Origin of the sequence: Actinomadura decatromicini (genome assembly GCF_008121305.1) — a bacterium.
GTDB lineage: Bacteria > Actinomycetota > Actinomycetes > Streptosporangiales > Streptosporangiaceae > Spirillospora > Spirillospora syzygii.
Window position 1 is genome coordinate 572,685 of record NZ_VSRQ01000003.1, and the last position, 13,033, is coordinate 585,717.

13 protein-coding genes and 1 tRNA gene are annotated in these 13,033 nt (G+C 72.9%); 4 read left to right on the plus strand and 10 right to left on the minus strand.

The features are described 5' to 3' along the window. Window positions 1–112: 112 nt before the first annotated feature. The 5 genes from FXF68_RS16360 to FXF68_RS16380 form a co-directional block, all read right to left on the minus strand. The gene (locus FXF68_RS16360; protein ID WP_148760008.1) at window positions 113–736 is read right to left on the minus strand and encodes a 50S ribosomal protein L25/general stress protein Ctc; all 624 of its coding nucleotides are present in this window, start codon (window positions 734–736) and stop codon (window positions 113–115) included. Between the two features lie 307 nt (window positions 737–1,043). After that, entirely contained in the window at window positions 1,044–2,024 is a 981-nt protein-coding gene (locus FXF68_RS16365; protein ID WP_083981565.1) for a ribose-phosphate diphosphokinase, read from the minus strand. A gap of 166 nt (window positions 2,025–2,190) precedes the next feature. Next, window positions 2,191–3,675 carry a bifunctional UDP-N-acetylglucosamine diphosphorylase/glucosamine-1-phosphate N-acetyltransferase GlmU gene (gene glmU, locus FXF68_RS16370; RefSeq protein WP_281292214.1) on the minus strand — a complete coding sequence of 495 codons (1,485 nt, stop codon included), beginning with the start codon at window positions 3,673–3,675 and terminating at the stop codon, window positions 2,191–2,193. A gap of 165 nt (window positions 3,676–3,840) precedes the next feature. Next, window positions 3,841–3,912, minus strand: a tRNA-Gln gene (locus FXF68_RS16375). Between the two features lie 60 nt (window positions 3,913–3,972). Beyond that, complete coding sequence (locus FXF68_RS16380; RefSeq protein WP_148760012.1) at window positions 3,973–4,893, minus strand: ADP-ribosylglycohydrolase family protein; 921 nt, start codon at window positions 4,891–4,893, stop codon at window positions 3,973–3,975. Between the two features lie 163 nt (window positions 4,894–5,056). Between FXF68_RS16380 and FXF68_RS16385 the strand changes: the two genes are divergently transcribed. Next, window positions 5,057–6,010 (plus strand): acyl-CoA desaturase, encoded by a 954-nt coding sequence (locus FXF68_RS16385; protein WP_148760014.1) that lies wholly within the window; start codon window positions 5,057–5,059, stop codon window positions 6,008–6,010. A gap of 17 nt (window positions 6,011–6,027) precedes the next feature. Continuing rightward, window positions 6,028–6,831, plus strand: a complete 804-nt coding sequence (locus FXF68_RS16390; protein WP_246178737.1) for a TetR/AcrR family transcriptional regulator — start codon at window positions 6,028–6,030, stop codon at window positions 6,829–6,831. Between the two features lie 323 nt (window positions 6,832–7,154). On the opposite strand, the gene FXF68_RS16395 is transcribed toward FXF68_RS16390, so the two are convergent. Then, window positions 7,155–7,949, minus strand: a complete 795-nt coding sequence (locus tag FXF68_RS16395) for a trans-aconitate 2-methyltransferase (RefSeq protein ID WP_148760016.1) — start codon at window positions 7,947–7,949, stop codon at window positions 7,155–7,157. 138 nt (window positions 7,950–8,087) lie between these two features. Between FXF68_RS16395 and FXF68_RS16400 the strand changes: the two genes are divergently transcribed. Next, window positions 8,088–8,945, plus strand: a complete 858-nt coding sequence (locus FXF68_RS16400; RefSeq protein WP_148760018.1) for a patatin-like phospholipase family protein — start codon at window positions 8,088–8,090, stop codon at window positions 8,943–8,945. A gap of 55 nt (window positions 8,946–9,000) precedes the next feature. Then, window positions 9,001–9,489: a MarR family winged helix-turn-helix transcriptional regulator gene (locus FXF68_RS16405; protein WP_148760020.1), complete on the plus strand. Its 489-nt coding sequence runs from the start codon at window positions 9,001–9,003 to the stop codon at window positions 9,487–9,489. A gap of 59 nt (window positions 9,490–9,548) precedes the next feature. On the opposite strand, the gene FXF68_RS16410 is transcribed toward FXF68_RS16405, so the two are convergent. The 4 genes from FXF68_RS16410 to FXF68_RS16420 all read right to left on the minus strand — a co-directional run bounded on the left by FXF68_RS16410 (window position 9,549) and on the right by FXF68_RS16420 (window position 12,980). Beyond that, window positions 9,549–11,324 carry an ABC-F family ATP-binding cassette domain-containing protein gene (locus FXF68_RS16410; RefSeq protein WP_148760023.1) on the minus strand — a complete coding sequence of 592 codons (1,776 nt, stop codon included), beginning with the start codon at window positions 11,322–11,324 and terminating at the stop codon, window positions 9,549–9,551. Between the two features lie 48 nt (window positions 11,325–11,372). Further along, window positions 11,373–11,660: a hypothetical protein gene (locus FXF68_RS42390; RefSeq protein ID WP_187437955.1), complete on the minus strand. Its 288-nt coding sequence runs from the start codon at window positions 11,658–11,660 to the stop codon at window positions 11,373–11,375. 87 nt (window positions 11,661–11,747) lie between these two features. Then, complete coding sequence (locus FXF68_RS42395) at window positions 11,748–11,888, minus strand: hypothetical protein (RefSeq protein WP_187437956.1); 141 nt, start codon at window positions 11,886–11,888, stop codon at window positions 11,748–11,750. Between the two features lie 162 nt (window positions 11,889–12,050). Further along, window positions 12,051–12,980 carry a 4-(cytidine 5'-diphospho)-2-C-methyl-D-erythritol kinase gene (locus tag FXF68_RS16420; RefSeq protein WP_148760025.1) on the minus strand — a complete coding sequence of 310 codons (930 nt, stop codon included), beginning with the start codon at window positions 12,978–12,980 and terminating at the stop codon, window positions 12,051–12,053. Window positions 12,981–13,033 lie beyond the last annotated feature (53 nt).

Sequence of the window (13,033 nt, forward strand, 5' to 3'; positions counted from 1 at the left end):
CCCCGCGGGTGCGCACCCGCGGGGCCGTGAAAGAACATGCCGTGACAGAACACGCCGCGCCCTACCCGGACGGCCGCGTCGCCGCGCGGCCGCGCCGGAACCGCCCGGCCTCCTACTCGGCCGGGGCCTCGCCCTCGCCCTCGGCGCCCTCGCCCGCGGCCTCGGCGGCCTCCGCCGGCTCCTCGCGCTCGGCGGACACGCTGGCGTCGGTGATCTGGAGGATCAGGACGTCCTCGTCGGCGGCGAGCGTCGTCCCCGACGGGAGGCGCAGGTCCTTCGCGAGGACCTGGCTGTCGATCTCCAGGCCGCTGATGTCGAACTCGACGGACTCGGGGATGTGCGTGGCCTCCGCCTCGACGGAGATCTCCACCTCGGTCTGCGCGACCTGGCCGCCCGCCACCACGTCGCCGACGAGCTGGATCGGCAGCGACACGACGACCTTCTCGCCGCGCTTCACGAGCAGCAGGTCGATGTGCTCCAGGAAACCCTTGATCGGGTCGCGCTGGACGTCCTTCGGCAGCGCCAGCTCGGCGCCGCCGTTCAGCCCCTCGATGGTGAGCAGGACGTTCGGCGTCTTGAGCGCCAGCATCAGCTCATGGCCGGGCAGCGAGATGTGCTGGGGGTCGGTGCCGTGACCGTAGAGGACGGCGGGCACCCTGCCGGCCCGGCGGGTGCGCCGCGCGGCACCCTTACCGAACTCGGTGCGCGGCTCGGCGGCGATGCGTACCTCGGACACGGCGAAAACTCCTCATTCTGCGATCCACGGCCGTCCGGGGCGTCCGGACGTCCGTTACGGACGGTTGTGATCCTCGCACGCCGACTGGGGGCGGGCGACTTGAAGATTCTTTGCGTTCTCCAGGGAGCGCGGTACCGGCACGGCACGCACTGGACGACCTGGAGCGGACGCGGGTCGCACAAGTCTAGCCGATCGAAGACCCGCCCCAACCCGGGCCCGGACCGCCACCGGCCCCGTTCCGGGCGGGCGGCCGGCTCCGCCTCCCGGCGGGCGCGCGGCGAACGCGCGGCGAACGCGCGGCGGGCGGCTAGCTCTGCCCGCCGAACAGGCTGGTGACGGAGCCGTCCGAGAAGACCTCGTTGATGGCGCGGGCGATGAGGGGAGCGATGGAGAGGACGGTGAGCTTGTCGAACTGCTTCTCCTCGGGGATCGGCAGCGTGTTCGTCAGCACCACCTCGGAGACGCGGGAGTTCTTCAACCGGTCCACGGCCGGGCCGGACAGCACGCCGTGCGTCGCCGCGACGACCACGCGGCTCGCGCCGTGGTCGAACAGCGCGTCCGCCGCCTTCACGATCGTCCCGCCGGTGTCGATCATGTCGTCCACCACGACGCAGGTGCGGCCCGCGACCTCGCCGACGACGTCGAAGACCTTCACCTCGTTCGCGACGTCCGGGTCGCGCTTCTTGTGGATGATCGCCATCGGGACGCCGCCCAGCCGGTCCGACCACCGCTCGGTCACCCGCACCCGGCCCGCGTCCGGCGCGACGACCGTCACCTGCGAGGTGTCGAGCCTGCTCTCGAAGTGGTGCGCGAGCAGGTCGAGCGCGAACAGGTGGTCGACCGGGCCGTCGAAGAAGCCCTGGATCTGCGCGGTGTGCAGGTCGACCGTGATCAGCCGGTCCGCGCCAGCCGTCTTGAACAGGTCGGCCATCAGCCGCGCCGAGATCGGCTCCCGGCCGCGGTGCTTCTTGTCCTGTCGCGCGTACCCGAAGAACGGCGCCACGACGGTGATCCGCTTGGCGGACGCGCGCTTCAACGCGTCCACCATGATCAACTGCTCCATGATCCACTGGTTGATGGGAGCCGTGTGGCTCTGGATCACGAAGGCGTCCGAGCCGCGGACGGACTCCAGGAACCGCACGAACGTCTCACCGTTCGCGAAGTCGTACGCGGACGTGGGCGTGAGGTCGACTTGGAGGTTGTCGGCAACTTCCCTGGCCAGGTCCGGGTCGGCGCGGCCGGTGAAGAGCATCAGCTTCTTCTGGCCGCTCGCCTTGATCCCACTCACCTCTGACAACTCCCCCTCAATGGCGTGAATTCACGTGGGTCTGTGTCCCCACCGCCCGCGCACCACAAGAGTCCGGCGCACGAGTCGTTCTGTTGTTCGCGGGAGGACGCCGATGTCCTCCCCATCCCCGCCGGACGGCGGGGCAGTCCTCACCCGGACGCGGCCGTTACGGCGCGTCCTCCGCATGGGCCCCCTCGGCCTCGTGGGCCTCCTGAGCCTCCAGGGCCTCCTGGGCGCGGCGGGCCGCCTCGGCGGACGGCGTCCCCGGACGCTTCCGCTCGACCCACCCCTCGACGTTGCGCTGCCGCGCCCGCGCGACCGCCATCGCCCCCGGCGGGACGTCCTGCACGATCACCGAACCGGCGGCCGTGTAGGCGCCGTCGCCCACCGTCACCGGCGCGACGAACATGTTGTCGCTGCCCGTCCGCACATGGGACCCGATGACGCTGCGCCGCTTCTGCACGCCGTCGTAGTTCACGAACACCGAGCTCGCGCCGATGTTGGAGTGCTCGCCGATCTCCGCGTCGCCCACGTAGGTGAGGTGCGGGACCTTCGTGCCCTCGCCGATGTCGGCGTTCTTCGTCTCGACGTAGGTTCCGATCTTGCCCTTGCGGGCCAGCCGCGTCCCCGGCCGGAGGTAGGCGAACGGGCCGACCGACGCCTCCGGGCCGATCTCGGCCTCCACGCACACCGCGTTCACCACGGTCGCGTCCGCGCCGACCGTCGTGTCGGTCAGCGTGCAGTTCGGGCCGACGCGCGCGCCCTCCGCGAGGTGCGTGCGGCCGTGGAGCTGCGTCCCCGGGTGGATCTCGGCGTCGGGCTCGGCGGTGACGTCCACGTCGACCCAGGTACTCGCCGGATCGATGACCGTCACGCCGGCCCGCATGTGCGCTTCGAGGATCCGGTCGTTGAGCTGGCGGCGCGCCTGCGCGAGCTGGACCTTGTCGTTCACGCCCTGCGTCTCGACCCAGTCGGCCGCGAGGTGCGCGCCCGCGCGGTGGCCGTCCGCCCGCACGATCGCGACGACGTCGGTGAGATACTCCTCACCTTTGGCGTTGTCGGTGGTCACCCGCTTGAGCGCGTCCGCCAGCAGCGCGCCGTCGAACGCGTACATGCCCACGTTGATCTCTTTGATCGCGAGCTGCTCGGGGGTGGCGTCCTTGTGCTCGACGATCGCCTCGACGGCGCCGTCGGCGGCGCGGACCATCCGGCCGTAACCGGTCGCGTCCGGCATCTCGGTCGTGAGGACGGTCGCCGCGTTGCCCTCGTCCTCGTGCGTCCGGACGAGCGCCCGCAGCGTCTCGCCGCGCAACAGGGGGACGTCGCCGTTCGTGACCACCACGGTGCCGTCGAGGGCGCCGGTCTGCTCCAGCGCCATCCGGACGGCGTGGCCCGTCCCGTTCCGCGGTTCCTGGACGGCCGTCTCGGCGTCCGGCCCCGCCTCGGCGAGGTGCGCGGCGACCTGCTCGCGCCGGTGCCCGACGACCACGACGAGCCGCTCGGGTTCGAGCTCGCGGGCGGCGGCCAGCACATGGCCGAGCATGCTGCGCCCGCACAGCTCGTGGAGCACCTTCGAGGTACGGGACTTCATCCGGGTGCCCTCGCCCGCGGCGAGGACGATGACGGCGGCCGGGCGGCTCGCAGCGCTCACAAGGAGGCTCCTCGGCATCGCGGACGGGATCGGTTATGGACGCGCCCACCTGCGACATCACGCCGTATCCAGGCCGGACGCACCCGACACGGGCAGGATACCGCCCGCCCCCGCCCTGTCACCCCCACCGCCCGCCCGCGTCGCAGGGACGGACATCTACCACAGCTCCGGCGCAAGGACTCGAACCTTGTCTAAGGGCACCAAAAACCCTTGTGCTGCCGATTACACCACGCCGGATTAAAACGGACGGACCGCCCGGTGACCGGACCCGACCGGCCACCACGATACCGACACCCGTCAGATTTCTCCCGCCGTATCCGGCCGCGCCAGCCAGTCCGGGAGCGGCTCGCGCGCCGCCAGCCAGGCCGCCGGGACCGCCTCGGGGCCGAGATGGGCGGCGACGATGCCGCCGGTCATCGCGGCGGTCGTGTCCATGTCGCCGCCGACCGCGACGCACGCGCGGACGGCCGCCTCGTAGTCGGTCAGCCGCGTCGCCGCGGCCCACAGGACGAACGGGACGGTGTCCTGCGCCGAGATCCGGTTGCCGTTCCCGAGCTCGTGCGCCGCCTCGCGCGGGGACCTGCCCAGCAGCCGGAGAGCCCGCCGCAGGCCGCGCCGCACGTACTCCCCCGCCGTCGTCCACTCCAGGGCCGCCTCGATGAGCTCCCTCGGCGCGATCCTCGTGCCCCGCCCGGCCGCGGCGTGCGCCGCCGCGGCGGCCACCGCGACGGCGCCCGCGATGCCCTCCGGGTTGGCGTGCGTCACCTCCGCGGACAGGGCGGCCTCCTCCGCGGCGCGGGCCGGGTCGTCGCTGAAGAAGGCGCCGAGCGGGGCGATCCGCATCGCGGCGCCGTTGCCGTAGGAGCCGCGCCCGTCGAACAGCTCGCGGGACGCCCGGTGCCAGTGGTCGCCGTTCGCGATCCGGGTCAGCAGCTCGTACGCGCCCGCGCCGTAACGGCGTCCGACGTCCATCCGGGCGGCGAACGACTCCGCCAGCAGATCCTGGTCGATTCGCCCGCGCTGGTTTAGGACGTGCACGACGGAGCACGCCATCTCCGTGTCGTCCGACCAGCCCCACGGCGCGGGCGGCGCGTCGGTCTCGGCGGAGAGGTGCCTGTTGGCGAGGACGAAGAACTGGTCGCCGAAGGCGTCGCCGACGGAGAGGCCGGTGAGGGAGCCTTCGGCGAGGGCGGCGCGTTCCTCCTGGGTGAGGGGCATCCCGCCATCCTCTCGCGCGGGGCCTTCGGGCGTCCGTTGCTTGAGAGTTATGTGGCTTATGGGGCAGATTCCTCCTTAATTTACCGTCCGCCCCTGTCAACTTACGGTTCCGTAGCTTACGTTGGCGTAGGTAAGTGCTCCGACCCGCAGGGAGTGATGACGCATGACCACGGCCCCGGCCTTGGGCCAGCCCCGCGCCGAGCGGCGCCCGGAGATCGCGCCGGAACCACGGGGGAACGCCGAGCGCGTGCTGGTCGCGGTGTTCACCGCCGTCCCGTTCCTGGCGTTGTTCGCGGCCGTCCCACTGGCCTGGGGCAGGTTCCTCGGCTGGACGGACGTCGCCCTGATGGCGGTGTTCTACGTGCTGTCCGCCGGCGGGGTCACGGTCGGCTACCACCGGTACTTCACGCACGGGTCGTTCAAGGCGCGCCGCCCCCTGAAGATCTTCCTGGCGCTGGCGGGGAGCATCGCGATCGAGGGCCCGGTCATCACGTGGGTCGCCGACCACCGGCGGCACCACAAGCACTCCGACAAGGAGCTCGACCCCCACTCGCCGTGGCGCTTCGGCAGCGACTGGAAGGCGTTGTCGAAGGGGCTGGCGTGGGCGCACTACGGGTGGCTGTTCGACGCCAACCGGACGTCCAAGCACCGGTTCGCGAAGGACCTGCTGAACGACCGCGACATCCGCCGCATCCACCTCGCGTTCCCCGGTCTGGTGGCGGTGTCGTTCCTGCTCCCGGCGTTGATCGGCGGGATGGTGACGATGTCGTGGGCGGGCTTCCTGACCGCGCTGTTCTGGGCGGGGTTCGTCCGGATCACGCTCGTCCACCACGTGACGTGGTCGATCAACTCGATCTGCCACACGTTCGGCAAGGAGGACTTCGAGGTCCGCGACAAGTCCCGCAACGTGTGGTGGCTCGCCATCCCGTCGCTCGGCGAGTCGTGGCACAACCTCCACCACTCCGACCCGACGTGCGCGCGGCACGGGGTGCTGAAAGGGCAGGTCGACATCAGCGCGCGGATCATCTGGGCGTTCGAGAAGACGGGTCTGGCCTACGACGTGCGGTGGCCGAACAGTGACAGGCTGGCGGCGAAGCGAACGAATCAGGCGGTATGACCGCCACAATTGGTCCCGTGACTGAACCCGCTCCCAGGACCCGCAGAAAGCGGATGACCGGTAAGGAACGCCGCGAGCAGCTCCTCACCATCGGGCGGACGCTGTTCGCCGAACGCGGCCTGGACGGCACGTCGGTGGAGGAGATCGCGTCGGCCGCGGGCGTCTCGAAGCCCGTGGTGTACGAGCACTTCGGCGGCAAGGAGGGGCTGTACGCGGTCGTCGTCGACCGGGAGTTCGAGCGGCTGCTCGGCCTCGTCACGGACGCGCTGAACTCGGCGATCCACTACCGCGGCAAGCTGGAGAAGGCCGCGCTGGCGCTGCTGGAGTACATCGAGGAGAACCCGGACGGGTTCCGGATCCTCGTCCGCGACTCGCACGGCGGGACGGGCACCGGCAGCTACGCGAGCCTGCTCAGCGAGATCGCGGGCGAGGTGGAGTACGTCCTCGCGCAGGAGTTCGACCGGCACGGCTACGACGACAAGTTCGCGCCGATCTACGCGCAGAGCCTCGTCGGGATGGTGGCGCTGACGGGCCAGTGGTGGCTGGACGTCCGCAAGCCGCGCCGGGAGGAGGTGGCCGCGCACGTGGTGAACCTCGCGTGGAACGGCCTGTCCGGGCTGGAGCCGCGGCCGTCGCTCGACCCGCGGCGCCGCCGCCGGGAGTTGGAGCGGCAGGAGAAGCGCGCGGAGAAGGCCGCCGCGAAGGCGGAGAAGGCCGAGGGACGGGCGGCGGCCAAGGCCGAGAAGGCCGAGGAGAAGGCGCAGAAGGCGCAGCGCCGGGGCCGCCGCGATCCGGAGATCGCACCCGACGCGTCGCCGTGAGGCGGCCCGCCGGGGGCTGACAACCGGTGGCCGCCCGGAGTTCTTCTGAGCGGCCACCGGCCAGGGGTCGCCGGCTTCGGGTCGCGAAACCGGGATGTGCCGGACACCGGTCGGCCCTTCCGAGTTGGCACCGCAGGGGAACGAGTCGCTTCCCTCGGCGGGGCCGGGCGGCATCCCGTCTGCGGACGTCGGTCCCGCGCGCGCTTGCGCGCGGTGTCTCTCGACATCGAGACACAGCATGCCCGCTTCCGAATCTTGATGTCAAGAATCCCCGCGCGGCCGCTGACGGCGGGTTAAGGCTGCTCGGCGGCGAAGGTGAGCGGTCAGACCTCGTCGCGGGTGGCGATCACGAAGACGCGCCGGAACGGGAAGACGGTGCCGTACGGGGCGGTGGGGTAGGCCCGCCTGAGGACGTCCCGGTACTCGGCGAGGAACTCGTCGGTCTCGTCCGGGCCCAGGGCGGACAGGACGGGGCGCAGCGTCGTCCCCTTCACCCATTCCAGGACCGGGTCCTCCCCCTGGAGCACCTGCATGTAGGTGGTCTCCCAGGCGTCGACCGTGAACCCGGGACGGGAGAGCAGGTCGAGGTACCCGGCCGGGCCGAGCACGGGCGGCTCCAGCGCGAACTGGCCGAGCGTGTCCCGCCACCGCTCCGACCGGCACAGGTCGCGGAGCAGGACGTGGCTGGGCGCGCCGAAGTTGCCGGGTACCTGGAAGGCGAGCCTGCCGCCGGGGTTGAGCGCGTCGGCCCACCTGACCAGCAGCCCGTGGTGCTCGGGCACCCAGTGCAGGACGGCGTTGCTGACGATCAGGTCGAGCGGGCCGTCCGGCCGCCAGGTCACGACGTCCCCGACGCGGAAGGAGAGCCGTCCGGGGATCTCGTGCGCGCGGGCCTCGGCGATCATCTCGGGCGAGCCGTCCAGGGCGTCGACGACGGCGTCCGGCCAGCGGGCGGCGAGGGTGGCGGTGAGCTCGCCGCTGCCGCAGCCGAGGTCGGCGACGCGGGCCGGCGGCGGGCCGGTGAGGCGGCCGACCAGGTCGCGGAAGGCGCGCCCGCGCTCGCCGCCGAAGGCCCCGTACTGCGCCGGGTCCCACACTGTGCTCGTCGTCCGGCCCATCGTCCTCCCCGTTCGCCGTATTTATCTCGACGTCAAGAGACATCATCGTCGCCGCCATAGTGTGAAGTCAAGAAGTGAGATCTTTTTCTGCCGTCCGACAGATGCGCCGGGTCGCGGACCCTTCCTAGGCTCGACGGCATGACGGACAGCGGCGTGACCGAGCACGGACGACGGAACGGCTGGGCGCTCGTGCTGGGGCCGGGCGGGCCGGTCGGGACGGCGTGGCTGACCGGCCTCGCCGCCGGGCTGCGGCGGGCGGGCCTCGACCCCGCCGCCGCCGACGTGATCGTCGGGACGTCGGCGGGCGCGATCGCCGGGGCGCTGATCACGACCGGCCGCGACCTCGACGCCCTCGCCGACCTGCCGCCCCGCGACACCCCCCGGCCCGCCCCGGACGGCTCGGCGATGGCGGAGGCGCTCGCGCTCGGCGGCTCCGCCGACCTGGAGCCGGACGAGATCCGGCGCCGCATCGGCAGGCTGGCCCTGGCGGCGACGGCGCTTCCCGCCGAGCAGCACCGGGCGGGCATGCGGTTCCTGATCGGCACGGACGAGTGGCCCGCCGCGCGCCTCCTCGTCACCGGCGTGGACGTCGAGTCCGGCACGCCGGTCGTCTGGGACGCGGGCAGCGGCGTCCCGCTGACCGCCGCCGTCGCCGCGAGCAGCGCCGCGCCCGGCTACGCCGAGCCGGTCCTGATAGGCGGCCGCCCCTTCATGGACGGGGCGTTCGGCGGCGGCTCCAACGCGCACCTCGCGGCGGGCGCGGGCCGGATCGTGCTGATCGAGCCGATGCCCCGGTCCTATGGCGACGCCGGGGCGGACGTCCAGATCGTCCCGGACGAGGCGGCGCTCGAGGCGTTCGGCGGCAACGTCGGCGACCTGACCCGCTGGGCGTCCGTCTACCGCGAGGGGTTCCGGCAGGCGGCGGACGCGGCCGAGCGGATCAGCCGCGTGGTCGGCGGGCCCGTCGGCGGGGCGGTCGGCGAACCGGACGCCTGATCCCGCGGCCGATCACCCTCCTTCCTCGGAATACCAAGACGGGTAAGGTGTCGGCATGCGGGACGAGGTCGACAGTTTGGTCGAGGCGTGGGAGGCCGAGCGGCCGGACCTCGACGTACGGCCCCTGCAGGTGCTGAGCCGCGTGTCCCGGCTGGCCCGGCACCTCGACCGCGCCCGCCGGGGCGTGTTCGCCGACCACGACCTGGAGTCGTGGGAGTTCGACGTCCTCACCGCGCTGCGCAGGGCCGGGGCGCCCTACCAGCTCAGCCCGGGGCAGTTGCTGCGGGCGACGCTCGTCACGTCCGGCACGATGACGAACCGCATCGACCGGCTCGCCGCCGCCGGGCTCGTCGAGCGGCATCCCGACCCGCAGGACAAGCGCGGCGTCCAGGTCCGGCTCACCGCCGCCGGCGAGACGCGGGTGGACGCGGCGTTCGCCGACCTCCTCGACCGGGAGCAGGCCATCCTCGACAGCCTCAGCCCGGAGCAGCGCGCCGTCCTCGCCGACCTGCTGCGGACCCTGCTCGTCCCGTTCGACCTCTGAGCCGGCCCGTTCGGCCTCTGAGCTCGCCCCGTTCGACCTCCGACCGGGGCCCGGCCGTCCTAGCCGATGTCCTCGGCGAGCATCAGCCATTCCTCCTCGACGGAGGCGGCCTCGGCCTGGATCTCCTTGAGGCGGCCGTCCAGCTCCTGGAGCTTGGCGTAGTCGGTGGCGTGCGCGGCGAGCTTCTCGTGCAGCTCGCTCTCCTGCGCGGCGAGCTTCTCCAGCCGCCGCTCGAGCCGGTCCAGCTCCTTGCGGGCCTTCCACTCCTTCCCGCCCTTCGGCTTCGGCGCCGCGGCGGGCGCGGCGGCCCGGTCGGGACCGGCGGCGGCGGGCTTCGGCGCCTGCCCGGCGGCCCGGCGCTCCAGGTACTCGTCGACGCCGCCCGGCAGCATCGACACGCGCCCGTCGCCGAGCAGCGCCACCACGTGGTCGGTGACGCGCTCCAGGAAGTACCGGTCGTGGCTGACGACGACGAGGGTGCCGGGCCAGCCGTCCAAGATGTCCTCGACCTCGGTGAGCGTCTCGATGTCGAGGTCGTTGGTAGGCTCGTCCAGCAGGAGGACGTTCGGCTCGCCCATCAGGAGGCGCAGCACCTGCAGCCGCCGCCGCTCGCCGCCGGACAGGTCGCCGACCGGCGTCCACTGGCGGTCGCCCGGGAAGCCGAGGCGTTCGAGGAGCTGGCTCGCCGTCCACTCGCGCTTGCCGACCGTGATCCGGCGGCGGATCTCCTCCACCGACTCGAGGACGCGCCGGGCCGGGTCGAGGTCTTCGAGGTCCTGCGTCAGATGCGCGAGCTGGACGGTCTTGCCGCGCACCACCCGTCCCGCCGCCGGGCGGACGGAGCCGTCCAGCAGGCGCAGCAGGGTGCTCTTGCCGCTGCCGTTGACGCCGACCAGGCCGACGCGGTCGCCGGGGCCGAGCCGCCACGTCATCCGCTCGAAGATCACGCGACCGGGGTCGCCGACCTCGACGGTCGCGTCCTCCACCTCGAAGACGGTCTTGCCGAGCCGCGCGGTCGCGAACCGGGTCAGCTCGACCGAGTCGCGCGCGGGGGGCTCGTCGGCGATGAGGGCCTGCGCGGCGTCCACCCGGAACTTCGGCTTGGACGTGCGGGCCTGCGGGCCGCGGCGCAGCCACGCCAGCTCCTTGCGGAGGAGGTTCTGCCGCTTCGCCTCGGTGGCGGCGGCGATCCGGGAGCGCTCGGCCTTGGCGAGGACGTAGGCGGAGTAGCCGCCCTCGTAGCGCTCGACCTGGCCGTCGACGACCTCCCAGGTGCGGTCGGTGACCTCGTCCAGGAACCAGCGGTCGTGGGTGACGACGAGCACCGCGTCCTTGCGCCCCTTGAGGTGGCGGGCCAGCCAGTCGATCGCCTCGATGTCGAGGTGGTTGGTGGGCTCGTCCAGCAGCAGGAGGTCGGACTCGGGGACGAGCAGCCGGGCCAGCGCGACCCGGCGGCGCTCCCCGCCGGACATGCCCGCGAGCGGCGCGTCGAGGTCGAGGTCGGCGAGCAGGCCGCCGAGGATGTCGCGGGCGCGCACGTCGCCCGCCCACTCGTGCTCGGCGCGGTCGCCCAGCACGACGGACCGGACGGTCGCGGCGGCGGGGAACTCGTCCCGCTGGGACAGCAGGCCGAGCCGCAGGCCGCGCGCGTGGGTGACGCGCCCGGCGTCGGGCTCGGTCTCCCGCGCGAGGACGGACACGAGGGTGCTCTTGCCGCCGCCGTTGCGGCCGACGACGCCGACGCGGTCGCCCTCGTCCAGCCCGAGGGACACGGCGTCGAGCAGCGGCGACGGCCCGTACGACTTGGCGACGTTCTCAAGGTTCACGAGATTCACGACGCCCACAAGCCTATTGGCCCCGGAGAGCGGATGATCCGGACGCCGTCAGAGGGGCGGCGGCGGACCCTGCGACTCGGGCGGCGGACCCTCCGGCCCCGGCTGCCCGGGCGGCGGCCCCTGCGGGCCGGGCTGTCCGGGCTGCGGCGGGCCGTAGCCGGGCGGCGGGTTCCCCGGTGGCCCGTATCCGGGCGGTCCGTAGCCGGGTTGGCCGTAGCCGGGTTGGCCGTAGCCGGGCGGCGGCGTCCGCTTCTGCCGGTTCGCGATCAGCAGGATGACCGCCACGAGCGCGACGACACCGAGCACGAAGAAGAGGCCCAGGAGGATCAGCAGCAACGGGGGTCCTGAAGAGGTCGTCGACAACGGGGGGACCTCGCAGCGGGAGGAGCGGGCGGTTCCGGCGCCGGGAGGCGCGCGGCGAGCCTACCGCCCGGCGGGCTCCCCGGAAACGGCGTTCTCCGGCGCGTCGCGGCGCAGTTCGCGGTCGCGGCGGACGGCCTGCAGCGCGAGCGTCAGCATCATCGCGACGGCCACGAGGCCCAGCAGCACGGAAAGGTACGTCATCGCTCCACCTCGCCGGGGGGATCAACGCGGGACGGAATCGGTGTCACAGTTACAAGACGTGTTGAGTGTGCACCAGGTTGTCGCGAGTGACGAGGGCTTTCAAGGTTTTCTATTAGGGAAGCTTCCTAATAAAAGGGGTCAGACCGGCCGCCCGCCCGGCCGTCACACCAGCATCGCGCCGGGCACCGGGCCGTAAGCGCGCAGTACCTGGGCCGCTACGCCCGCCCCGTCGAGGCCCTCGGCGATGTCGGCGGCGTCCTCCTCGTCCTCGGCGAGGAACGCGCAAGTGGGGCCGGATCCGGACACGAGCGCGCCGACCGCGCCGAGATCGCGGCCCGCGTCCAGCACCCGGCCGAGCGAGGGGCGCAGCGCCAGCGCGGCGGGCTCCAGGTCGTTCGCCAGGGCCGCGCCGAGGCCCTTCGCGTCGCCGGTCGCGAGCGCGGTCATCAGCGGCTCCGACACCCGCGCCGCCGGGGTCCCCTCCGCGTCCGTGCCCTGCTCCGCGCGGAGGCGGTCGCACTCGGCGTACACGGCGGGCGTGGACAGCCCGCCGTCCGCCGTCGCGAACACCCAGTGGAAGGTGCCGCGGGTCAGCGCCGGGGTGAGCCGCTCGCCGCGGCCGACGCCGACGGCCGTCCCGCCGAGGACGGCGAACGGCACGTCGCTGCCGAGCTCCGCGCCGAGCTCGACGAGGTCGGCGCGGCCGAGGACGGGCTCGTCCCGGTCGTCCCACAGCCGGGCGCAGGCGACCAGCGCGGCGGCGGCGTCGGCGCTGCCGCCCGCCATGCCGCCCGCGACCGGGATGGCCTTGCGGATGCGGATCGCGGCGTGGGCGTCCACGCCGAGCCGTTCGGCGACGAGGCGGGCCGCCCGGGCGGCGAGGTTGCTCTGGTCGGCGGGGACGTCCGCGACGGCCACCCGCGAGTAGGGGGCGGCCTGGACGCGCACCTCGGGCGCCGCAGCGGTCGCGACGGTCACCTCGTCGAACAGCGACACGGCGTGGAACACGTTGACGAGGTCGTGGTAGCCGTCGTCGCGGATGGGCCCCACGCCGAGCTGGAGATTGACCTTGGCGGGGACGCGTACGGTCACTGCGCTCACGGTAAAAACCCTACGGCCATTCCGGACCGCGGACGCCCGGGCGA